This window comes from Pseudochelatococcus sp. B33 (assembly GCF_053570585.1).
Map to the genome: position 1 here is coordinate 1 of NZ_JBSEFH010000004.1, position 21,424 is coordinate 21,424.

General features: G+C 67.0%; 21 protein-coding genes. 14 read left to right on the forward strand and 7 right to left on the reverse strand.

The annotated features are described in order from the left end of the window. Positions 1–124 precede the first annotated feature (124 nt). Complete coding sequence (locus ACUSIJ_RS05055; RefSeq protein ID WP_449307287.1) at positions 125–541, forward strand: organic hydroperoxide resistance protein; 417 nt, start codon at positions 125–127, stop codon at positions 539–541. Between the two features lie 74 nt (positions 542–615). Here ACUSIJ_RS05055 and ACUSIJ_RS05060 read toward each other — a convergent pair whose 3' ends face one another. The 6 genes from ACUSIJ_RS05060 to ACUSIJ_RS05085 all read right to left on the reverse strand — a co-directional run bounded on the left by ACUSIJ_RS05060 (position 616) and on the right by ACUSIJ_RS05085 (position 5,446). After that, positions 616–1,110 carry an SDR family NAD(P)-dependent oxidoreductase gene (locus ACUSIJ_RS05060; protein ID WP_449307288.1) on the reverse strand — a complete coding sequence of 165 codons (495 nt, stop codon included), beginning with the start codon at positions 1,108–1,110 and terminating at the stop codon, positions 616–618. A 4-nt stretch (positions 1,111–1,114) separates the two neighbouring features. Then, positions 1,115–2,092 (reverse strand): quinone oxidoreductase family protein, encoded by a 978-nt coding sequence (locus tag ACUSIJ_RS05065; protein ID WP_449307289.1) that lies wholly within the window; start codon positions 2,090–2,092, stop codon positions 1,115–1,117. Between the two features lie 51 nt (positions 2,093–2,143). Further along, positions 2,144–2,710, reverse strand: coding sequence for a TetR/AcrR family transcriptional regulator (locus ACUSIJ_RS05070; protein WP_449307290.1), 567 nt, complete (start codon positions 2,708–2,710; stop codon positions 2,144–2,146). 142 nt (positions 2,711–2,852) lie between these two features. After that, the gene (locus ACUSIJ_RS05075) at positions 2,853–3,209 is read right to left on the reverse strand and encodes a YbaN family protein (protein ID WP_449307291.1); all 357 of its coding nucleotides are present in this window, start codon (positions 3,207–3,209) and stop codon (positions 2,853–2,855) included. Positions 3,210–3,223: 14 nt separating this feature from the next. After that, complete coding sequence (locus tag ACUSIJ_RS05080) at positions 3,224–4,522, reverse strand: FAD-dependent oxidoreductase (protein WP_449307292.1); 1,299 nt, start codon at positions 4,520–4,522, stop codon at positions 3,224–3,226. A gap of 15 nt (positions 4,523–4,537) precedes the next feature. Then, positions 4,538–5,446 (reverse strand): manganese catalase family protein, encoded by a 909-nt coding sequence (locus ACUSIJ_RS05085; protein ID WP_449307293.1) that lies wholly within the window; start codon positions 5,444–5,446, stop codon positions 4,538–4,540. 156 nt (positions 5,447–5,602) lie between these two features. On the opposite strand from ACUSIJ_RS05085, the gene ACUSIJ_RS05090 reads away from it, so the two are divergent. From ACUSIJ_RS05090 to ACUSIJ_RS05125, 8 genes are all read left to right on the forward strand, one after another. Next, positions 5,603–6,580, forward strand: a complete 978-nt coding sequence (locus ACUSIJ_RS05090; RefSeq protein WP_449307294.1) for a LysR substrate-binding domain-containing protein — start codon at positions 5,603–5,605, stop codon at positions 6,578–6,580. Positions 6,581–7,044: 464 nt separating this feature from the next. After that, a complete protein-coding gene (locus tag ACUSIJ_RS05095) occupies positions 7,045–9,024 on the forward strand; it encodes an FTR1 family iron permease (protein WP_449307295.1) in 1,980 nt (659 codons plus the stop codon). Between the two features lie 23 nt (positions 9,025–9,047). Beyond that, positions 9,048–9,587 (forward strand): iron transporter, encoded by a 540-nt coding sequence (locus ACUSIJ_RS05100; protein WP_449307296.1) that lies wholly within the window; start codon positions 9,048–9,050, stop codon positions 9,585–9,587. Between the two features lie 35 nt (positions 9,588–9,622). Beyond that, positions 9,623–11,110, forward strand: a complete 1,488-nt coding sequence (locus tag ACUSIJ_RS05105; protein WP_449307297.1) for a Fe-S-containing protein — start codon at positions 9,623–9,625, stop codon at positions 11,108–11,110. Positions 11,111–11,113: 3 nt separating this feature from the next. Then, on the forward strand, positions 11,114–12,427 hold the full coding sequence (locus ACUSIJ_RS05110; protein WP_449307298.1) for an ABC transporter permease: 1,314 nt from the start codon (positions 11,114–11,116) through the stop codon (positions 12,425–12,427). Beyond that, positions 12,414–13,637, forward strand: a complete 1,224-nt coding sequence (locus tag ACUSIJ_RS05115) for an ABC transporter permease (RefSeq protein WP_449307299.1) — start codon at positions 12,414–12,416, stop codon at positions 13,635–13,637. The genes ACUSIJ_RS05110 and ACUSIJ_RS05115 overlap by 14 nt, the downstream gene beginning before the upstream one ends. Before the next feature lie 5 nt (positions 13,638–13,642). Next, entirely contained in the window at positions 13,643–14,314 is a 672-nt protein-coding gene (locus ACUSIJ_RS05120) for an ABC transporter ATP-binding protein (RefSeq protein ID WP_449307300.1), read from the forward strand. After that, complete coding sequence (locus ACUSIJ_RS05125) at positions 14,311–14,802, forward strand: TlpA family protein disulfide reductase (protein ID WP_449307301.1); 492 nt, start codon at positions 14,311–14,313, stop codon at positions 14,800–14,802. The genes ACUSIJ_RS05120 and ACUSIJ_RS05125 overlap by 4 nt, the downstream gene beginning before the upstream one ends. Before the next feature lie 27 nt (positions 14,803–14,829). On the opposite strand, the gene ACUSIJ_RS05130 is transcribed toward ACUSIJ_RS05125, so the two are convergent. Next, complete coding sequence (locus ACUSIJ_RS05130; protein ID WP_449307302.1) at positions 14,830–15,201, reverse strand: c-type cytochrome; 372 nt, start codon at positions 15,199–15,201, stop codon at positions 14,830–14,832. A gap of 168 nt (positions 15,202–15,369) precedes the next feature. Between ACUSIJ_RS05130 and ACUSIJ_RS05135 the strand changes: the two genes are divergently transcribed. From ACUSIJ_RS05135 to ACUSIJ_RS05155, 5 genes are all read left to right on the forward strand, one after another. After that, complete coding sequence (locus ACUSIJ_RS05135; protein ID WP_449307303.1) at positions 15,370–15,708, forward strand: hypothetical protein; 339 nt, start codon at positions 15,370–15,372, stop codon at positions 15,706–15,708. Between the two features lie 8 nt (positions 15,709–15,716). Beyond that, a complete protein-coding gene (locus ACUSIJ_RS05140) occupies positions 15,717–16,001 on the forward strand; it encodes a hypothetical protein (protein WP_449307304.1) in 285 nt (94 codons plus the stop codon). Positions 16,002–16,024: 23 nt separating this feature from the next. Then, on the forward strand, positions 16,025–16,618 hold the full coding sequence (locus ACUSIJ_RS05145; protein ID WP_449307305.1) for a hypothetical protein: 594 nt from the start codon (positions 16,025–16,027) through the stop codon (positions 16,616–16,618). Between the two features lie 8 nt (positions 16,619–16,626). Next, the gene (locus ACUSIJ_RS05150; RefSeq protein WP_449307306.1) at positions 16,627–18,678 is read left to right on the forward strand and encodes a heavy metal translocating P-type ATPase; all 2,052 of its coding nucleotides are present in this window, start codon (positions 16,627–16,629) and stop codon (positions 18,676–18,678) included. A 296-nt stretch (positions 18,679–18,974) separates the two neighbouring features. Further along, on the forward strand, positions 18,975–21,413 hold the full coding sequence (locus tag ACUSIJ_RS05155) for a DUF3772 domain-containing protein (RefSeq protein ID WP_449307307.1): 2,439 nt from the start codon (positions 18,975–18,977) through the stop codon (positions 21,411–21,413). Positions 21,414–21,424: the final 11 nt, after the last annotated feature.

Genomic DNA, 21,424 nt, shown 5'->3' on the forward strand with positions numbered 1-21,424 from the left:
GTCCGGGCAGGGCATACGGTTTGTTACATTTCCGGTAATTCCGGAAACATGGCGGACATGTCCTCCCTTCAGAACATTCTCCATCAGCAGATGCCGCAAGCAGTGGCCTATAACGGAGTTTTCCATGACGACGATCGACAAGGTGCTTTATACTGGCAGGACCCATACCACGGGCGGGCGCGACGGGTTCTCGCGCAGCGACGATGCGCAGCTGGAGGTCAGGCTGTCGTCTCCGGGCAGCGGCCGGGCCGGCACCAATCCGGAGCAGCTCTTCGCGGCCGGCTGGTCGGCCTGCTTCATCGGCGCGCTGGGCAAGGCTGCCGGCAGGCGAAAGCTGAGACTGCCGCCTGAAACGGCCGTTGATGCCGAAGTCGACCTCGGCACCACGGACGACGCCTACTTCCTGCAGGCGAGTCTCAGGGTCAGCCTGCCGGGGATCGATGCGGAGGTGGCGCGGATTCTCGTCGAGGAGGCCCACCAGACCTGCCCCTATTCGAAGGCCACGCGCGGCAATATCGGCGTGGAACTGACGGTTGCCTGACGAACGGCTCCGCCGCCGCCCTCGCGGCACCTATCAGAGCACGTAACCTCCGTCGATCGTGAGGCTCGCCCCCGTCATGTAGCCCGAGTCCGGACCGGCCAGGTAGGATGCGAGCGCAGCGATCTCGTCCGGGCGGTGCGGATAGCGGTGTTGCTGCCGATGGTGACGATCCGGCCGCCGTCGCGCATCCGGGCAACGGATGCCTGGATCGCCAGAAAGACGCCGCGTACGTTCACGTCGAGCATCAGGTCCAGGTCCTCGAGGCTGAATGCCTCGATGGACGCATGGCGCAGGATACCGGCGTTGACGACCGCGACATCGAGCATCCCCAACCGCGCTACCGCCTGGGCAACCGCGGACCGGATCGCGGCGGGATCGGCGCTGTCCGCCTTGATCGCCATGGCCTTGCGGCCGGTGCTCTCCATGGCGGATACGAGCGTGTTCGCGCTGTCCGGCCGCGAGACATAGGTCAGTGCCACGTCGAAGCCGTCCCGCGCCAGCCGCGTGGCGATGGCCGCGCCGATGCCGCGCGACCCGCCGAAGATCAATGCAACGCCCTTGCCGCTCATGGGATCAGCACCAGCTTCGGATCAGCACCAGCTTGCCCGTGGTCGTCCTGCTCTCCATGTCGGCATGGGCCTTCGCCGCGTCCGCGAGCGCATATTCACCGCCGATCCGGACCTTGAGCCTGCCGTCGGCGATCCAGTCGAACAGCCGGGCCGAACGCGCGCGCAGCAGTTCCGGCGTATGGATATGATCGAAGAAGACGGCGTAGCCGATCTTGATGCTCTTCGGCAGGCTCATGATGTCGATCGGCCCCGGTCCGCCGAGCACCGGCCCGTACCAGCAGAAGGTCCCCGAACGCCGGAGCGCGTCGAGCGATCCCTGAAAGGTTGTGGGGCCGGAACCGTCATAGACGACGTGGACGCCCTCGCCGCCCGACAGGCGCACCGCTTCCTCCGCGAACCGGCCCCCGGTGTCCACGATCACATGATCGGCCCCCGCCTCCCTGGCGACCGCCACCTTGTCTGCTGACGACACGCGGCCGATGACATGGCCGCCTCTCAGCCTGATGATCTGGGTGAGGAGCAGGCCGAGGCCGCCGGCCGCGGCGTGAACGAGGGCGATGTCGCCCTGCTGCACGGGATAGAAATCCGTCGCGAAGTGGCTGGCGGTGAGCCCCTGCATCATCACCGCCGCGGCGGTGCGGTCATCGATCCCGTCGGGCACGGGCACGAGGGAGGCGGCCGGGATCACGGCTTTTTCGGCATAACTGCCGGGCGCGTAGACCCATGCCACGCGCTGGCCGGGCCTGATGTCGCGGACGCCGTCGCCAACCGCCAGGACCTTGCCGGCGCCTTCGACGCCCAGGATCTTCGGATCGGGCATCCCGGTCCAGATCAGGCCGCGCCGCACGCCCGTATCCATGAAATTGACGCCGGCGGCGGCAATCTCGACCAGCGCCTCACCCGGTCCCGGCATCGGGGCCGGCCGCTCGACATAGGCGATCACCTCGGGGCCGCCCGTGCGGGTCATCACGACCGCTTTCATTCGTCTTCTCCATTTTTGAATATTCATTCCATAATTGAGCAAATAAAAGGCCTACAGCAGGGCTCGCAAGGCGAGCCGGCCGAGGGCGCGCAGTTCTGCGTCGCCGGCGCCGCCGCGCGCCGCGACGCGGATCGCCGCCACGTTGGCGAGGAGGAAGCCGGCCGCATGCTCCGGATCGAGGCTTTTCGCGATGTCACCGTCGCGCTGCGCCTCCCGGACGCGGGCAACGACGGCGGCGCGCAGCGTCTGGTCGGCGGCGGCGTGTATCGTCGTCAAATCCTCCCGCCCGTTGCCGAACTCGCTGATCGAGCCGGTGCCCAGGCAAGGTGTCTGCGCCTCCGTCACGACCCGCCCCATCATCCGGCCGAGACCCTCGATCGCCCTGGAACCGCTGCGCAGCGCCGCGAGGTGAGCCTGCGTTTCCGTGGCAGCGTATCGCTGCACCGCGGAGCAATAGAGCTGCCACTTGTCCCCGAACGTGTCGTAGAGGCTCTGTCGCCCGATCCTCATCGCCTCGGTCAACATGCCCGCCGACGTCCCCGCGAAGCCATGCTCGCGGAACACGCCGATCGCCGCCTCAAGCGCCTCGTCCTTGTCGAATGCCTTCGGTCTCGCCATACGGATCTCCATATATGTTCTGGAATGTTTAGTCAATAATATAATGGAAGATCCCGCTGGCCGGCCTCGGCGGACATGGCGGCAATCGGCGGCGTGGGCTATTGGCGTCGGCACGATCGCGCGGGTGTTCGTGCCGCCGCCGTCATGCCGAGGGCCGGGAGAACACGTAAGTGACGCCGACGAGCATCAGCGAGGCCACGGCGATCGCCGGAACCGGCTCCGGATCGTGCCCGATCCAGAACAGCAGGAAACCGAGGCTGCAGCCGGCGAGCGACATCAGCTTGGCGCGTCGGGGAATGGCGCCCCGCTCACGCCATTGGCGCAGCAGCGGGCCGAAGCGCGGATGATCCAGCAGCCAGCTTTCCAGCCTGGGCGACGAGCGCGCGAAACAGGCCACCGCAACGATCAGGAAAGGCGTCGTCGGCAGCACCGGCAGGAAGGCGCCGACGAAGCCGAGCGCGACGAACAGGAGGCCGGCTGCGAGATAAAGGCGGCGCATCGCTCATGCCCCCATCACGTGCGCACGTGTTCGGGCCTGAAGCCCATGCCGATCAGCCGGCCGGTGAGATGGGGCAGGAGGCGCGAGCGGGCGATGGCGCGCAGGAAGGCAGGCGGCCGGCCACCCGTGGCGGCGTCCTTGCCCGGCCTGCGCTTGCGGCGCATCATGAGCTGCACCTTCTGCGTCGCCCAGGTCGGAAATTGCCGGCGCGCCTGCACGGCGCGCAGGTGCGCATCTGCCAGCGTTCCCTCGCGCAGCGGCTGCGACAGGATGTTGGCGGCGGCAATCGCGTCCTGAATCGCGAGATTGACCCCGACGCCGCCGATGGGGGACATCGCGTGCGCCGCATCGCCGATGCACAGCACGCCCGGCTTCCACCATTGCGCCAGCCGATCCATGCGCACTTCGAGCAGATGGATCCGGTCCCAGTCGGCCAGTTCCTCGAAACGGTCGGGGGGAAGCGGCGCGACGGCGGCGAGCTTCGCGCGCAGCGCCGCGAGGCCGTCGCGCTTCACCTGCCCGAAGTCGCCCTTGCCGATCACGTAGCCGACCTGCCAATAATCGCCGCGGTCGATCAGGACGATGCCCTGGCTGGGGCCGGCGTGGCTCATGGCCTGCGGCGGATCGTCGGGATGGCGCGACAGCTTCATCCACAGCACGTCGACGGACGAGCCGAGGTCCGTGACGTCGAAGTGCGCCGCCCCGCGCACGACGGAGCCGCGCCCGTCCGCGCCCACGACGAGAGCGGCCGCAAGCGTGCGCTCCTGCCCCTCCGCGTCGCGCAGCGTCACGCCGGCGGTGCGTCCGTCCCGCTCGACGAGACCCGTGGCCGTGCAGCCCATCATGAGGCGGAAGCCGGCAAAGGCGCGCGCCTTGTCCGCGACGAAGGCGAGGAAATCCCATTGCGGCATGAAGGCGATATACCGGCAGCGCACCGGCAGGCGCGAGAAATCGGCGATTGTTGCGGGCTTGCCGTCGATCTCCGCATGCAGGCTTTCCGCCTTCCGGTGCGGCAGGGCGAGGAACTCGTCGAGGAAACCGAGTTCGTCCATCACCTCGAGGGTGGAGGGATGGATCGTGTCGCCGCGAAAATCGCGCAGGAAGTCGTCATGTTTCTCGACGACGGTCACGTGCACGCCGGCGCGGGCGAGCAGCAGGCCCAGCATGAGGCCCGCCGGGCCGGCGCCGACGATGCAGCAGTCCTGACGGTAATCCCGATCTTCCATCCCGTCCGCGTCTTCCGGCGCCTGCGGATCGATGCGGCGATAATGCAGCCGGATTCCTCCCGAATCAACCGGTGCATAACGCCGCATCCCGGCCCGGACGGGTCAGGTCGCCTTCTCGTAGAGCTTTTTGGCGATTTCGAGGATCTCTTCGGGGTGGTAGTCCGGTATGAAGGCGCTGGCCACGCCCTCCGCCTCGTATTGCGGGCCGCCGGTGGGCGGGCCGTCCACGACTTCCAGCGGACCCGAGCCGTCGAGCGCGTCGCCTTCCCAGATCGTGCCGATTTCCTTGTAGTCGTCCGGGCTGAAGCGATACAGCCGCCGGTGCATGCCCTCATTGAGGAACGGCTGGCTCTCGGGAATTTCCACGCCTTCGATGTTGGGGATCGGCAGCATCTTCTTCATGTCGACGCCGGTGAGCTTCTCCAGCGCCAGCGCATAGGCATGGGCGTGCACGCCGCCGCGGGTGAAGAGATAGCCCAGCATCTGGCGCGCCGCGGGATTCTTCGTCAGCTCGTAGACGCGCAGCTTCACCGTCCGCGCCCCGTTCTCCAGGAAGAAGTTGTGCAGGAGGTCGAGGACGAGGTTGCCGGAATTGAAGATGTAGTCGCCACGCCAGGGCTGGCCGAGCGCGTTGGCCGCCATGACGCCGTGCGGGCCGTTGATGTGGAAGTTGGGTCCGGCGGCTGCCGCGCCACCGAACAGGTCCTTGAAGACGGCATCGCCTTTCGACACGTCGCCATCCGGCTCCGCCCCGTGCAGGAGGCCGTTCACCGCCGCGCCGACGAGCTCGATGTGGCCGAGTTCCTCCGTCGCAATATTGGCGATGAGGGCATAGAACGGCCTGAGTTTCTCGCGTTGGCGGAAATTGAAGCTCTGATACATGTAGGTATTGAGCGTGGTCATCTCGCCGAAACGCCCGCCCATCAGTTCGTTGACCGCAGCGGCCGCCGCCGGATCAGGTTCCTTGGGCAAGGGCATTGAGATTTGAAGCTTGTCGACGCGCAGGAACATCTTTGTTTCCTTTGAACAGTTCTTGTCTGAACAGGATTCCCCGGGAGGGGATGCTGTGGCGTCATTTTCAGCCTGTGAAGCTTCCTTTTGAAGGACATTGTCTCTATGATCGAAGATAGGTATCGCCTATCAGGGGACCTCGCTACGGAGGGTGTCATGTCCCTCGCCGGCCTGTCGCTCAGGGATCTCGAATATCTGGTTGCCGTGGCGGAATGCCGTCATTTCGGACAGGCTGCGGCACGGTGCGCCGTTTCCCAGCCGTCGCTCAGCGCGCAGATACGCAAGTTGGAGCGCTTCCTGGGCATGGACGTGTTCGAACGCACACCCGGCCGCGTCACGGTGACGCCGCCGGGGGAAGCGGTCGTGGCGCAGGCCCATGCGGTGCTGCGGGAAGCGCAGCTGCTCGTCGAAAAGGCGCGGGGCCATGTCAACCAGCTCGTCGGCCGCTTCCGCATCGGCGCTATTCCGACGCTCGGTCCCTATCTGCTGCCACGCGCATTGCGGCCGATCCGGCATGCCTATCCCGACCTCGATCTGGTCTTCTCCGAGGGACGGACCGAGGAGCTCCTCAGCGCCTTGCGTCGCGGCGAACTCGACGGCGTTCTTTCCTGCCTGCCGGATAACGGCGAGGGGCTGGCGATTCAGCCCCTGTTTCTGGAGCCGTTTCTGCTGGTTCATCGTCCCGACCATGCGCCGCGCTGGCCGCTGGCGGAAGAGGGGCAGCCGATCCTGGTGCTGGACGAAGGACACTGCCTGCGCGATCAGGCGCTGAGCGCCTGCGGTTTCGGGCCGTGGGTCGCGCCGCGCTGCGCCACCGGCGTCGAAATGCTCCGCCATATGGTCGCCGCCGGCGAGGGCATCTCCCTCATACCCGCGCTTGCCGCGCAGGCGCTCGGGACGCTCGACGGCCAGATTGCCTACACGAGCCTCGACGATACCGATCTGGGCCGGGACGTTGCGTTGGTCGGCCGTGTGTCCGATCCGCGCATGGAGCATCTGCCCGCGCTGGCAAAGCTCATTCAGGACGCCGTCGGCCCGGCGCTGGCATGGGGCCGATGCTGCAGAGCGAGGCTGGAGAACCGGCCTGCTCCCGAGAAGATAAAAAGCCTGCGCCTCGCGGGATGGCGTTCCTGAGGTTCCCGAAGACCGGCCAACGGGTTGCCGAAACGGTGACTCGCCGTTGACGATGCCTACCGCTCAAGCCGCGCAAGAAGACGCCACCGCAAGGCAGCGGGATGGCGGCAACCCGGACAATCGTCGGAAAGAGCGCAGGCTGTTTCCTTCTCGCCGGCATGCGCTCCTTCCTGGTGGCGATGCATCTTCTTCTCATACTTGATATAATGTCGGTCAATATTTATAAGAATAATTATAAAGTAAGTGTTGGTAATATTTTTGCTATCCCGAAGTTTATTGATTACTATCAATCGATGTCTATTCCGTATGGGGTATGTCTTTAAAAGACGGCGTCGCGGCACGGCCTTGCGGACTGGTGCCGACCGGGGGTGCCGAAATTGTCGATGAAAGGCGCGCAGAGCGACAGGCGATCGATGCGGCGATCGATGCGGATTGCATGTCCTCCGGGAGAAGAGAAGACCCTGATGCGGACATTTCTGGCGATTTTACTGTTATCGGCGCAGTTCTTCATTCTCGATCCTTTTGTCGGTAGCGGGTCGCTGCATGCCCAGGTTCAGGATACGCAAGTCCGGACCGGTCCCGACTACGCGTCGCTCGTCGCGCGTATCGATGCGCTGCTTGCGCAGGGCCTCGAAGATTATCGCGCCGGCCGCGTGGACGCCGCGAAGACGGCCGTGCAGCGCTCCTATTTCGAAATATTCGAGAATCTCGAGGGCCCAATTCGCGTCAATATCTCGGCGCGGCGCAGCTATCAGCTCGAGTCCGAGTTCGGCGCCATCCGGCGGCTGATGACGGAAGGCGCGCCCATCGAAGAGGTCGAGACGCGCATCCGCACGCATATCGCCGCGCTCGATGCCATCGTGCCGCAGCTCGAAAAGGGGCACCGCATCGTCGCCGAGCCGGGCAACGACGCGCCGGCGGCCGAACCCGCGCCGGTGGCGGACGAAGGGCCGAAGACCGTCGAACCCTATTGGGAACAGGCGGTCGAGACCATCAACAGGCGCCTGCTGGAGGCCGCCGACGCGCTAGAGCGCGGCAACCAGGAGGAAGCGCGCGCGCTGATCCGCAAGGGCCAGTTCGATGGCTACAAGAACAGCCTGCTGGAGACGGCCGTCCGCCGCTACGTGTCGCAAAAGCGCGACGGCGAGTTCAACGCGGAGTTCAACCGCATCGTCGGCCTCGTCAACGACAACCGCGAGCCACGCCTCATCCGCGGCTCGGCGCGGGTGCTCAAGGACGACCTGACCGCGCTGCTGCCCGGCCTGCCGCTCGTCGGCGCGGCGGCGGAACAGGCGGCGGCTGTGGCGCCGTCCGCCGACTGGAACGCGGTTGCCCGCAAGATCCGCGATCAGGTCGCGGGCGCGCTCGCGCAGGCGGCCGCGGGCGATGCGACCGGCGCGGTCGGCACCCTGCAGGACACCTATTTCGATGTGTTCGAGGCGAGCGGCATGGAGGCGCGCGTGGGGGCGCGCGACAACGCCTTCAAGACCCGCATCGAAGGGCATTTCAGCCGCCTGATGGCACTCGTTCGTGACGGCGTGCCGGCTGCCGCCCTGCAGGAGGTGGCGGACAGCCTCGATGCCGACGTGGCGCAGGCCGCGGAGCTTCTCGGCGGCGCGGGGGCGGGAAGCTGGAGCGCGCTGTTCCTCGCCTCGCTCCTCATCATCGTGCGCGAGGGATTCGAGGCGATCCTGATCGTCTCCGCCATCATCGCCTATCTGGTCAAGACGGGGCACGCCGACAAGCGCGGTGTGATCGTCAACAGCGTCGTCGTGGCCATTATCGCCAGCGTCGTCACCGCGATCCTGCTGAAGCTCGTGTTCCGCACTTCCGCCGCCAGCCAGGAGGTGCTCGAAGGCGCGACCATGCTGCTCGCGGCCGTGGTGCTGTTCTTCACCAGCAACTGGCTGCTTGCCAAGGCCGAGGCGGCGCAGTGGGGCGCCTTCATCAAGGGCAAGGTGGAGGGCGCTATCGGCACCGGCTCGCTCAGGGCGCTGTGGTTCGTCTCGTTCCTCGCGGTCTATCGCGAGGGGGCGGAGACGGTGCTGTTCTATCAGGCGCTGACCCTCGACGCCGATGCCGCGGGCCTGCTCTCCATCCTGGCCGGCTTCGCCGTCGGCGTGCTGGCGCTCGTCGTCATCTACTGGGCGATGCAGAAGGGTGCGCTCAAGCTGCCGATCGGCCCGTTCTTCCGTGTGACGGGCGGGATCCTCTATCTGCTGGCCTTCGTCTTCGTCGGCAAGGGCATTGTCGAGCTCATCGAGGGCAAGGTGATCACGCCGACCCTCGTCGGCTGGGCGCCGGAAATCCCCCTGCTCGGCATCTTCCCCTATCGGGAGACGCTGCTGCCGCAGGCTCTCTTCGTCGCCGTCACCGTGCTGTCGCTGGTGATCATCTGGCGGCGCGGCAAGCGGCAGGCCGCGGCGCTGCCGGAAGCTTCATGATCCGTTCATCGAGGAGTCACACCATGAAAAAGATTGCCGTTCTCGCAGCCGGTTTCGCCCTCGTCGCGGCCGCCGGTGCGCAAGCCCAGCATCAGGGCACGCACGAGCTGGTCGAATATCCGATCGGCGAGCCCCAGGTCGTCAACGCGCTGGAGGTCGCTGCGGTCTACCTCGCGCCCATCGATCTGGAGCCCGCGGGTATCGACCTGCCGGCCTCGCAGTCCGACGTCCACCTCGAGGCCGACATCCGCGCCACCGAGGGCAATCCGAACGGCTTCGGCGCCGGCGAGTTCGTGCCCTACCTCACCGTCACTTACCGCCTCGAGAACAAGGACACGGGCAGGGTCCAGTCCGGCAACTTCATGCCCATGGTCGCCGTCGACGGGCCGCACTACGGTTCCAACATCAAGCTGCCGGGCGCCGGCAACTACAAGCTCGTCTATCACGTCGAGCCGCCGTCCCGGCAGGGCTTCGGCCGTCACACCGATCAGGCGAGCGGCGTCGGCAAGTGGTTCGAGCCCTTCGAGGTCGAGTTCGACTTCACCTTCGTGCCGCTGAAGTAAGCCGGGTCGGCGGCGCGGCGGCGGGGAGCATCGCGGTGGCGTACTACATCACCATTCTGGCCCAGACCCTCACCGTCGTGGCGCTCGCCGCCGCGCTGTGGGCCTTCGTCACCGCCGCGCCGGCATCCGTGCGGAACGGTCCGCCGCTTGCGCTGCTGGCCGGCACGGCGGCGGGGCTCATTGCGATCGTCGCCGCTGCCGGCGCGCCGCGCTCCGCGACCGCCATCGCCACGTTCGTGCATACGGGCGCGCTGGCGGTGGTTCTTCCGGGGCTGCTGATGCTTCCCTTCGCCGCCCGCGTCAACAGCGCGTCGCAAAGCAGCGGGAGACTGTGGCGGTCCGTGGCGGGCTTCGTGCTCATCGCGACGCTGGCCCTGCAGGGCGTGTTCGATGCCTGGCGGCTGAGCGCCAACCACACGCTGACCGCTACCGATGTCATCAATACCGAACTCATCGTCAACTGCGCGGCCATCGTCATCGCGCTCGCGGCCCTGACCGCCTTCGGGTTGCTGCTGGTGCGCGTGGCGCGTCTCGCCGGGCGGACGGCTTCCGCCGTAGCCCTCGCCATGTCGCTCGTGCTGCTCGCGGTCGCGGGCGCGGAGAAGGCGCTGCTCGGCATGCTGCGCATCGACCTCGTGCCGGTGACGGCCGAGCGCGTCTCCGTCGTGGCGCGCCTGTCGATCGTCACGCCGTGGCTTGCCTACGGCCATCTCGTCGTCGTCCTTGGCCTCGTCGCGATCGCCCTGGCGCGCCGGCTGCGCATCCCCGAAACCGTCGCCGACCGCATCGAGCGCCGCCGTCTGCGCGCACGCGGCCTCGGCGAGCGGCGCTGGCGCAACGGGCTGGCCGCCACGGCGGCGTTCCTGCTCGCCGTCATGCTCTATCAGGACCTCTACGCCTCGCGCCCGCCGCGTCTCTCCGAGGCCGTGCCGATGGTGCCCGACGAGCGCGATACCATCCGCATCCCCATCGAGCGGGTGAAGGACGGCAACCTCCACCGCTTCGCCTACATCACGTCGGACGGGCACCGGGTGCGCTTCTTCCTCGTCAACCGCTACGACGAGGCGCATGCGAGCATCGGCGTCGTACTCGACGCCTGCCTGATCTGCGGCGAGGGCGGCTATGTCCAGCGGGGCGACGAGATCATCTGCATCGCCTGCAACGTGCGCATGTACCGCCCGACCATCGGCAAGCCCGGCGGCTGCAACCCGATCCCGCTCGATCATGCGATCGCGGACGGCACCATCGTCATCCAGGCTGCCACGCTGGAGAAGGGCGCGCGCTACTTCAGCGAGGTCGTCGAGATCGCGGTCGCGGACCCCGTGAGCGGCGCGGCGTTGAAGAACACCGGCGCGCCGTTCCAGTACGAGCACAACGGGCGCACCTGGTTCTTCGAGAGCCGCGACACCTACGACCGCTTCCGCGCGACGCCGGACGCCTTCGTGCAGCCGAAGCCCGGGCAGCCGAAGCCCGGGCAGCCGAAGCCCTTGCAGCCGAAGCCCTTGCAGCCAGGAGGGGTGTGAGCGATGTTCCTGCGCATGCTGCGCCAGTCGTTCGCCGGCAACCGCAAGTGCAAGGCGCTTGCCACGATCACCGTGGCTCTCTCGGCCACGCTGATCACGACGCTGTTTGCGCTCTCCGTCGACGTCGGCGACAAGATGGCGACCGAGATGAAGGCTTACGGCTCCAACATCCGCGTGACGCCGCGGTCCGAGAACATGCCGCTCATCATCGGTGGGCGGGACTTCAACCCGCTCCGGGGGCGCGATTTCATCGACGAATCCGACCTGCCGAAGCTCAAGGACATCTTCTGGCGACACAACATCGTCGGCTTCGCCCCGCGCCTGACGCTGCCCGTTGCCGCGGGCGGCGAAGGGCGCGCGCTGGAGGCGAGCCTCATCGGTACCTATTTCGACAGGAATGTGCCGCTGCCCGACGATCCCGCCTACCGCACCGGCGTGCGCACGGTCAACCCGTTCTGGCACGTCGCTGGCGAGTGGCCGGACGACGAGGCTGTCGCGGGCACGGTCGGCATTCTCGTCGGCGGCGGGCTGGCGCGGCGGCTCGGCACGGAAGTGGGGACGGAGCTGGCGCTTGCCGATCCCGAGGCGCCGCGCGCCACCATCGCCATCGTCCGGGTGACGGGCATCCTCACCACGGGCGACATCGAGGATCAGGCGCTGGTGGCGCCGCTCGGCTTCGTGCAGCGGCTCGCCGGCCGGCCGGGCAAGCTGCAGTCCATCGATGTCAGCGCCCTCACGGTGGCCGAGAACGACCTCTCCCGCAAGGCGAGCCGGGGCACGGAAGCGCTGACGCCGGAGGAATACGACATCTGGTATTGCACCGCCTACGTGACTTCCATCGCCCACCAGATCGAGGAGGCCATTGCCGGCGCCTCGGCGCGGCCCATCTGGCAGGTGGCGGCGGGCGAGGGGGCGGTGATCGGGCGCATCCAGACCCTGCTGTTCGTGGTGAGCCTCGCGGCGGTCATCGCCGCCGCCGTCGCGGTCGCGGCGTTGACCACGACGACGATCACCGAGCGCGCGGCCGAGATCGGGCTGATGAAGGCACTGGGCGCTGATCCCTGGCAGATCCACCTGCTGTTCATCGGCGAGGCCGTGATCGTGGGGCTGATCGGCGGTCTGATCGGCGTCGTCGCGGGCTACCTGATGGCGCAGGGTGTGGGCTGGAGCGTGTTCGACACCGGCGTCGACGTGCGGCCGATCACCGTTCCCGTGGTGTTGGTGACGTCCGTGATCACGGTGCTGGTCGGGTCGATCGTGTCGTCGCGCGAGATCGCGTCGCTGCTGCCGGTCGAGGTCCTGCATGGCCGACGGTAACGCCAGCGCAGTCCCGGCCGCGGCCCGCACGCGCCCGCTCCGCAGGCAGCCGTTCGCGCGGCTCGCCATGTTCGCGCATCTCGTCTGGCGGTCGCTCCTCGTGCGCGGCGGACGGCTGGAGATCGCACTCGGCGCCATCGTGATCGGGGCGGCGATCGTCTCCGCGCTGACCAGTCTCTACTTCGACATCTCGATCAAGATGAGCCAGGAGTTGCGCGCCTTCGGCCCCAACCTCATCGTTTCGCCGCGCGAAGCGGAAGCCGCCGCGGACGCGCCGGGAGGACGCGGCATCGACGAGGCGATGCTGCGTGCGGCCATTGCCGCCATTCCGCGGGAAAGGCTGGTCGGCGGCAGTCCGTATCTCTACGGGCTGGTGCGGCTCGATCTCGGCAATGCGGTGCTGATGGGGGCGGATCTCGCCGAGCTTCACGCCATCTCGCCCTACTGGCAGGTGGAGGGCTCGTGGGTGAGCGCGGACTTCGACGACCGCAATGCCATGGTTGGCCGCAGGCTGGCGCAGAGCATGGAGCTTGCGCCCGGAAGCACCGTCACCATCACCGGCAATGACGGCGCGCAGGCGCGGGTGACGGTGAAGGGCGTCATGGACACCGGCGAAAACGAGGACAGTCAGATCGTCGTCAACCTCGGGCTGGCGCAGCGGCTCCTCGGCATGCCGGGGCGCGCCGATTTCGCCATGGCCAGCGTAGCCGCCCAGGGACCCGAGGCCGACGCCGTCACTGCGGCGCTGACGGACCGTTTCTCGGCACTCGACGCCCGCCCGATCCGCAAGGTATCCGAAAACGACGGTCAGATCCTGAGGCGTATCGAGGGGCTGATGGCGGTCGTCGCGGCCATTATCCTCGGCATCACCACGCTCAGCGTCAATGCGACGCTGACGGCCATGATCACCGAGCGCGCGCCGCAGATCGGCCTGCAGAAGGCGCTGGGCGCCTCGAACCGCGACATCGTCGCGCAGATACTGGCCGAGACGGCGGCGATCTGCCTCGTGGCGGTCGCGATCGGCCTGCTGCTGGGTTTCGGTCTCGCGCAGCTCCTGGGGCAGGCGGTGTTCGGCGCCTGGGTCACCTTCCGGCCCGTCGTCGTGCCGCTCACGCTCGGCGTGTCGTTGCTCGCCGCGCTGATCGCGGCCGCACTGCCCGTCCGCGGCGCGGTGAATGTCGTGCCCGCGCGCGTGCTCAGAGGAGAATGAACCCGGTGAACCAGATCGCCCCGCTGCGCCGCAAGGTCATCAGTCTCGATGGTCTGACGAAGGAGTTCGGTTCGGTGCGCGCCCTCGACAACGTCACGTTCGACGTGTTTGCAGGCGAGTTCGTCGGCATCATGGGGCCGTCGGGGTCGGGCAAGACGACGCTGCTCAATATCCTGTCGCTGCTCGACGTGCCGACCGGCGGCTCCTACCGGCTCGACGGCGTCGAGGCCGCGCGGCTGACGGAGGCGGAGCAGGTCGTCGTCCGCCGCGAGAAGATCGGCCTCGTCTTCCAGCAGTTCCACCTCATTCCCTACCTCACCGCGGTGGAGAACCTCATGCTCGCGCAGTACTACCACTCCATCGCCGACCGCGAGGAGGCGCTGGAGGCGCTCGACCGCATCGGGCTTGCGGACCGGGCCAACCATCTGCCCTCGCAGCTGTCGGGCGGCGAGCAGCAGCGCGTGTGCATCGCCCGCGCGCTCATCAACGATCCCGCCCTCATCCTCGCCGACGAACCGACGGGCAACCTCGACGAAGGCAACGAGGAGCGGGTCATGGGCCTGTTCCGGGAGCTGCAGGCCGTTGGGCGCACGATCATTCTGGTCACCCACAATCCGGACCTGGGCGCCCAGACCGATTACATCGTCCGGCTTCAGCACGGCAGGAGGATCGCATGAAACGTCGAACGGGTTGGCTGTTTGCCTTCGTGGCTGCGGCGCTGCTTGCCGGCTGCGAGGCGGAGCAGGAGATGGCCAAGGGCAAACCCGTGGCTGAAATCGCGGCGCTTGCCTTCGACGGCACGCCGGTGAAGCTCGCGCAGTTCCGCGGTCAGGTGGTGCTGCTCAACTTCTGGTCCGGCGGATGCGGGCCGTGCATCGCCGAGATGCCGGCACTCGACGCCGTCTACCACGCCAACCGGGACAGGGGCTTCACGGTGCTGGCGCTCAACATGGGCGAGCCGGATGCGGCGGTGCAGCGGGCGGCCGCCCGGCTCGGCGTCTCCTTCCCCGTGCTGCTCGACAGCCTGAAGATCACGACCGACCGCTACCAGGTGATCGGCGCGCCGACGTCCTTCCTGATCGACGGCGAGGGCCGGTTGGTCGAGAAGATCGTCGGACCGGTGGATATCGCCGGGCTCGAGGCGAAACTGGCCGGGCTGCTTTAGCGCCGGCCACCGCAGGACAGGACAGCCTCAATGCCCGGGAAACTGCCCGATGTAATCGGCGAGCGCTTCGATTTCCGCATCACCCAGCCCCTTCTTGAGCCGCTGGTAGGGCCGGGCGGGCGCCTCGATGGCGCGCGCGGCGGTCAGGTAGTCATGGATGTCACCCGCAGAAAGCGAGTCGAGCCGGCGGGCTTGGCCGCGCGCCGTCTCCTGCCCGTTGCGGCCATGGCAGCCGGCGCAGGCCTCTTCATAGAGCTGCCTGCCATCGATCGCCTCCTGAGCGACAGCCGCTGGCCGTGGCAGGCTGCAAAGCGCCCCCGCAATGGCGACGATCCACACCCACCGCCGCTTGGAGCGATGTCCATATATTGCCGATTCAAAGTACAGGGAACGATTCATGAATATTGCGATAGATCAATTCGCTCCGATTTGTGGAATTCTACACTATGAAACATTCCATCAATATAAACGGCGAGTTTGAGTGACAAGCACGGTTCGTCATATGAACGATGAATACACGTCGAAGATGCCGAATTGGCTCGTCGTCGCAGCCGCAAGGATTCCCCCATGCCCGCCGACCTCTCGCCCTTCATGACGTTGCGCCGGTATCTCGCCATCGCCCACCATGTCCCGGGGAGGATCAGGTTGAAGCTGGACGTCGCCGCGCTCGGGCAGTTGCCGGATGTCGATACCGAGCCGTTCGCCGCGCTCGCGCAACGGATTCCGGGCGTGAAGGCGATACGGGTCAATGCCGCGGCCCTGTCGGCGGTGATAGAGTACGATGTCCGGCTGATTGCCGCGCCGGTATGGGAGCGGCTGCTGACGGGCGACAGGGCGGAAATCGACGCCATTCTCCGGGATCACATCACGCCGGCGGCGCATCCGTCGCCTCGGCACAGCACATGAGGACGGTCATGTCTCAGGAAAACTATCGGTGGAATGGTTATGGTCCGGGGCCGGGCCGGCGCATCGACGCGCTCGACGTTCTGGAAGGCGTGCTCAAGGACGGCTTCAGCGTCTCCAACCTGACGCGCATCGCCCGCGCCAGCGGTTCGAACTTCTGGCTCGGTGCGGCACTGGGGGCGGGCCTTGTCGTGCTGGCGAGCCGTCCCGACGTGCGCGCCGCCGTTGCGGGTGCTTTCCGCGGTGCCGCCGCGCCCGCTGCCCCTTCGCGCGAGCCGCAGTCGCCCGCAACCTGACGCAACGGAGCCGGGAGCCTATCATGTCGAACAGGCAGCACGATCAGCAGGGTATCCACTACCACTACCATTTTTACGGACCGGGCGCCGGCGCGGCCGGCCAGCAGCAGGGCGCGGACGCGCAGCAGGGCGATCCGCAGCGGGGCGGCTTCGGCCCCAACCCGTTCGCCGGAGGCCCTTTCCCGGCCGGGGCGGGGCCGGCGGCGGCCGATCCCGCGGGGGCGAACCTCCATGCGCATCCGGGCGCGGACTCGTTCGTGAAGGGCCTCCTGATCGGGGCCGGCGCCGCTTATCTGCTCACCAACGAAACCGCCCAGCGAACCATCATGCGCACGGCCGTGCAGCTCTGGACGGCCGTCCAGGGCGGCGTGGAGGAGCTGAAGGAAAAGTTGCACGACGCCGAGGCCGAAGTGGCCGCCGGAGCGGCCGCCGCAGCTGCGGCCGGCGCGGCAGCACAGACCGCCGCCCAGGAGCCGGCCCAAGAGCCTGTCCAAGCGCCGGCCCATGCAACTGGCGCCGAGGCGCCTGCTCCCGCGCCGGCGCCAGATCCGTCCGGACAGCCGGCCGACAGCGATGCTCCCGTGATTGCGCCGCGCTTTTTCCAAGCCGGCAACTGAGCATTCGCATGGTGCGGATCGTTCATGAGCTGCCGGGACGCCTGCGCCTGAAACTGGCGGAGACGGAGGATGGGCTCGCCCTCGCGGCGGCGGCCGTGCGCGATATCCCCGGTGTTGCCCGGGTGCGGATCAACCCCGGCTGCGGTTCGCTCGTGGTGCGCTACGACGGCGATCCGCGGGTGCGGGCGTGGATACTGGCCGATGCCGCCGATCCGCCGCCGGCGGCATATCCGCTGGTGCAGCCCACGCCGGGCACGGAAGGGTCGCAGCTCGCGCTGGCGGGGGCGGCGTTGCTGGCCTCGCTCGCTCTGCCGCGTGAGGCCGTGCGCGTGCTCACCGCCGCCAATGTGGCGGGCACGTTGGTGCGCGGCATCCGTGCCGCCGCCACCGAGGGCCTCAAGGTTGAGGTGCTCGACGCTCTGGCCATCGGCCTGCCGACGCTGCGCGGCCGCTTCGTCACCGCCAATTTCACCCGCTTCCTGATGGAACTCGCCACCTATATCGAGTCCACCACCGTGGAGCGCTCCGACGCATTGCTGCGCTCCCTGCTGCACCGCAAGCCGGACGATGTCTGGGTGGAGCTTCCCGGCGGCCAACTGGCGCAGGTGCCGTTCGCGAGCCTGAAGGGTGGCGAGCGCGTGGCGGTCGGCCTCGGCGAGACCGTCCCCGTCGACGGCCGGGTGGTGTCGGGCGATGCCTATGTCGACCAGTCGGCGGTCACGGGCGAGAGCCTGCCGATTCCCCGTTCGCCGGGCGACGAGGCGCTGGCGGGCAGCATCCTCACAGACGGACGCCTCGTCATCCGCGCGGAGCGCGTGGGCGAGGCGACGACGACGGGGCGCATCACCCGTTACATTCAGGAGGCGCTGGAGCGCCCGGCGGAAATCCAGTCCGTCTCGGACGCATTGGCGGACCGGCGGGTGGGCATCACGCTGGCCTCGGCCGCGGGCGTCTTTGCCGTCACGCGGGACTGGCGGCGCATCGAATCCGTTTTCATGGTCGACTATTCCTGCACCGTGAAGCTCGGCACACCCATCGCCCTCAAGACGGCGATGTACGACGCAGCCCGGCGGGGCTGCCTGGTGAAGAGCGGCCAGACCGTGGAGACACTGGCCGGTGTCGATACGGTCGTCTTCGACAAGACGGGGACGCTGACGCACAATACCCTCGAAGTGACGGATATCGTGCCGCTCACCGACGGGCTGACCGAGGACGGGGCGGTGGCGATGGTCGCCTCGCTGGGCGAGCACACGACCCACCCGATCGCCCGCGCCGTGGTCGAACTCGCCCGCGCGCGCAAGCTCGCCCATGTCGACCATGAGGAGGTGAACTTCATCGTCGGCCACGGCGTGGAAGGCGCGATCGGCGGGAATGTCGTGCGCTTCGGCAGCCGGCACTATCTGGAGGACGACGAACATATCTCCTTTGCCCGCCAGCGGGAACTGGTGCGCGCCTTCCAGGCGCAGGGCAAGTCGCTGCTCTATGCGGCATATGACGACCGTCCGCTCGCCGTCTTCGCCCTGCGCGACCGGGTGCGCGCGGAAGCGGGCGACACGCTCCGACGTCTGCGCGAAGCCGGTATCGGACGCCTGGTCATGATCACGGGCGATCATCGCGCCAAGGCGCTGGCGCTCGGCGAGGCTCTGGGGCTCGACGAGGTCCATTACGAGCAGCAGCCGGAGGACAAGGCCCGCATCGTCGACGATCTGAAGGCGGCGGGTTGCCGCGTGGCCTATGTCGGTGACGGCGTGAACGACGGGCCGGCGCTCATGATGGCGGACGTCGGCATCGCCATGCCGCGCGCCGCCGACATCGCGCGCGCCACGGCCGACATCATCCTGCTCGACGACCACCTCGCCTCCCTCGCGACGGTGCTCGGCCTGTCGCAGGACGCGATGAAGCTGATCCACTCCAATTTCGGGGTCGCCGTGGGCGTGAACTCGGCCATTCTGGCCGGCGCGGTGACGGGGCTGCTGCCCTCGTTCGCCACCGCCACGCTGCACAACGGAACCACCATCGCCGTGCTCATACGCTCCCTGCTGTCGGGGCGGCACCCCTGAGACGGCTCCTTCCGACGCCGCCTCGACCCTGGTGCGCGCAGCATCGGCGGGAAGGCTTTCCGGAGGCGAAGGCAGCGTTGCGGAGCAATCGTCCTCGGCTTTATTCTCGCCATGCTGTCTTGCCATGCTGACTTGCTCCACTATCCTGATCCGGATCCGAAGCTAGAGCGCTTTCCGATCAGACCAATCGTCTGATCGATAAGAATTCGCTCAAAATCAAAAACTTGGAGCATGTCATCGTTTCCGTGAAATGATGACATGCTCCAAGTGCATAATTGCAAGGATAAGCTCAAGCGATGCCTCATGCCGAGTCCCGCCTCCCGAAATGCCTGCTTCTGCTGATCGGGTGCATTCTCTATGCCTTTGCAAGTGCCTCTCAGGCCTTTCCCGCCACCGACCCCGTGTCCGTGACGCAGCAGCTGGATTCGCTCAGGAGTTCCCTGACGGCGATGGAAAAGGAACTCGATGCTACCGGCCAACAGGATGCAGACCTGTCGCGCTTGCGCCGGTCGCTGGAGGGTTTGAGGGCCGACATTCTGGCGATCATCGGCGACTTGACGCCCCGTGCGGAGGCATTGAACGCGCAGCTGGAGCAGTTGGGCGCCAAACCCGAAGAAGGCGCGCCACCGGAAAGCGAGAGCATCGCCAACGAACGGGCGGAGAAGACCGCCGCGCTCGCCGAGCTGAATACCGGAATCAAGCTTGCGGAAGCGCTGATGGTGTATGCGGACCAGATTTCGACGCGCATCAGCGATCTGCGGAGCGCCGCTTTCACCAGATCCCTGTTCGCGCGCAGTTCGAGCATCTGGAATCCCGGGCTCTGGCGCGCGGCGGGCGAGACTCTGCCCGGCGATCTTCGTGCCCTGCGCCTTGCATTCGGCGGTTGGGCCTCGGACCTGCGACAGCGGTTCGAGGGCGGGGGGCTGAGCTATGTGCTTGCCGCCGTTTTCGTCGGCGTGCTGCTGCACTGGCTGCGATTGCGCGTGTTGCCGCGTCTGACCTGGCGCGATCCTGACCGGGAGGAGCCGAGCCGGTTCGAGAAGGTGCTCAAGGCGCTTGGGATCATCCTCGGCCGTTCGGTTCCCGTGGCCGGCGCGAACCTTGTTCTCTACATGGCGCTCGAGTCGGAAAACCTGCTCGGCGGGCGCCTGGCGCCGGTCGTCGGATGGTTCCTGTCCGGCATCGTGCTCCTGGTGTTCATGCGGGCTCTGTCCGACGCGCTGTTTGCTCCCGACCTGACCACCTGGCGGCTCTTCCAGGTGGGCGACGACGAAGCCCGCCATATGTCCCGGATCACCAATCTGGGGACAATCGTCATTCTCGCGGGAACGCTGGCCCAGTCCACGGTAGCGGCGATCGGCGCCACTCTCCCCCTCGTCGTCCTCACGGACGGCATCTGGGCGCTGGCGGTCGCGGGTCTTCTGGCGTGGGCGCTGTGGGGGCTGAAAAGACAGGAGCAGGCGGAAGCCGATGATTTCGGCCCCTACATACCTCCGGAGAGCGACTATCGGGGTATCGTGGTCGCCATCTGCTGGGTGACGGTGTTCACGATCCTGCTGGCCGTGACGACCGGTTACGTCGCCTTCGCATCGTTCATCGTCGGTCAGGTCGTCTGGGTTCTGACGGTGATGGGGCTCTATTTCGTCCTGCGCGTCTTTGCCGAGGAGCTGGTGGAGAAACTGCCGGCGCGCCACTCCCGGACGTCGCTTTTCCTGCAGACGAACATCGGGCTGCGCCGCCGCGCGGTGGAACAGTTCAGCGTGCTCGCCGCCGGGATCCTCAAGCTCGTCTTGCTGGCCGTCGCGATCCTCCTGATCATCGCTCCCTGGGGCATGGAGACAAACGATCTCTACGCTCCTTTGCAGCTCTTGCGGATGGGCTTCAGCATCGGCGAAATATCGATTTCGCCTGCCGATATCATGACTGCCGCGCTGACGTTCGCGGTCGTGATCCTGGTCACCCACGCGTTGCAGCGGTGGCTGGAGAACAAGTACCTGCCGACGACGGGCTTCGACGCCGGCATCCGCAACTCCATCCGCACGGCCATCGGCTACATCGGCTTCTTCATCGCCCTGGCATTGGCCTCCACGCAGCTTGGCCTGAGCCTCAGCCGTATTTCCCTTGTCGCCGGCGCACTGTCGGTCGGGGTCGGCTTCGGCCTTCAATCCGTGGTGAACAACTTCGTGTCAGGGCTGATCCTGCTGTGGGAACGTCCGATACGCGTGGGGGACTGGGTCGTCGTCGGCACCGAACAGGGCTACGTCAGGCGCATCAATGTGCGGGCGACGGAAATCGAGACGTTCGACCGCTCCTCCGTCATCATCCCCAACTCCAATATCGTATCGGGCGTCGTGAAGAACCGGCTCCACAAAGGCAAGATGGGACGTATCACCATTTCGATCGGCGTCGCCTATGATGCAGATGAAAACGAAGTCCGCCGCCTGATGGTCGACTGCGCGAAGGAACATCCCTCCGTGCTGGCGCAACCCGAACCGACCGCCTATCTGATGGAGTTCGCGGACAACAAGATGCGTTTCGACATGCTTTGCTTCATCGGCAATATCCAGGAGTCGATGTCCGTGACCAGCCAGCTCAACCTGGCAGTCCTGGAACGATTGCGGGTGCGGGGCTTCATCCCGCCGAGACCACTGGAGGCAGCGCCGTGGCGTTTCGGCAGTCCCGCGAGCAAGGCGGGATCCGACCAGGTGCCCCCGCCGGACGAAGGTAAGGCCTGAGGACGATCATC

Coding starts and splice junctions, on each gene's coding strand:
- ACUSIJ_RS05115 (WP_449307299.1), top strand. CDS start 12,414: ATGGCCGACGGTAACGCCAGCGCAGTCCCGGCCGCGGCCCGCACGCGC.
- ACUSIJ_RS05080 (WP_449307292.1), bottom strand. CDS start 4,522: ATGCGGCGTTATGCACCGGTTGATTCGGGAGGAATCCGGCTGCATTAT.
- ACUSIJ_RS05100 (WP_449307296.1), top strand. CDS start 9,048: ATGAAAAAGATTGCCGTTCTCGCAGCCGGTTTCGCCCTCGTCGCGGCC.
- ACUSIJ_RS05090 (WP_449307294.1), top strand. CDS start 5,603: ATGTCCCTCGCCGGCCTGTCGCTCAGGGATCTCGAATATCTGGTTGCC.
- ACUSIJ_RS05125 (WP_449307301.1), top strand. CDS start 14,311: ATGAAACGTCGAACGGGTTGGCTGTTTGCCTTCGTGGCTGCGGCGCTG.
- ACUSIJ_RS05155 (WP_449307307.1), top strand. CDS start 18,975: ATGCCTCATGCCGAGTCCCGCCTCCCGAAATGCCTGCTTCTGCTGATC.
- ACUSIJ_RS05150 (WP_449307306.1), top strand. CDS start 16,627: ATGGTGCGGATCGTTCATGAGCTGCCGGGACGCCTGCGCCTGAAACTG.
- ACUSIJ_RS05055 (WP_449307287.1), top strand. CDS start 125: ATGACGACGATCGACAAGGTGCTTTATACTGGCAGGACCCATACCACG.
- ACUSIJ_RS05060 (WP_449307288.1), bottom strand. CDS start 1,110: ATGAGCGGCAAGGGCGTTGCATTGATCTTCGGCGGGTCGCGCGGCATC.
- ACUSIJ_RS05075 (WP_449307291.1), bottom strand. CDS start 3,209: ATGCGCCGCCTTTATCTCGCAGCCGGCCTCCTGTTCGTCGCGCTCGGC.
- ACUSIJ_RS05095 (WP_449307295.1), top strand. CDS start 7,045: ATGCGGACATTTCTGGCGATTTTACTGTTATCGGCGCAGTTCTTCATT.
- ACUSIJ_RS05140 (WP_449307304.1), top strand. CDS start 15,717: ATGTCTCAGGAAAACTATCGGTGGAATGGTTATGGTCCGGGGCCGGGC.
- ACUSIJ_RS05065 (WP_449307289.1), bottom strand. CDS start 2,092: ATGAAAGCGGTCGTGATGACCCGCACGGGCGGCCCCGAGGTGATCGCC.
- ACUSIJ_RS05085 (WP_449307293.1), bottom strand. CDS start 5,446: ATGTTCCTGCGCGTCGACAAGCTTCAAATCTCAATGCCCTTGCCCAAG.
- ACUSIJ_RS05135 (WP_449307303.1), top strand. CDS start 15,370: ATGCCCGCCGACCTCTCGCCCTTCATGACGTTGCGCCGGTATCTCGCC.
- ACUSIJ_RS05070 (WP_449307290.1), bottom strand. CDS start 2,710: ATGGCGAGACCGAAGGCATTCGACAAGGACGAGGCGCTTGAGGCGGCG.
- ACUSIJ_RS05110 (WP_449307298.1), top strand. CDS start 11,114: ATGTTCCTGCGCATGCTGCGCCAGTCGTTCGCCGGCAACCGCAAGTGC.
- ACUSIJ_RS05145 (WP_449307305.1), top strand. CDS start 16,025: ATGTCGAACAGGCAGCACGATCAGCAGGGTATCCACTACCACTACCAT.
- ACUSIJ_RS05130 (WP_449307302.1), bottom strand. CDS start 15,201: ATGAATCGTTCCCTGTACTTTGAATCGGCAATATATGGACATCGCTCC.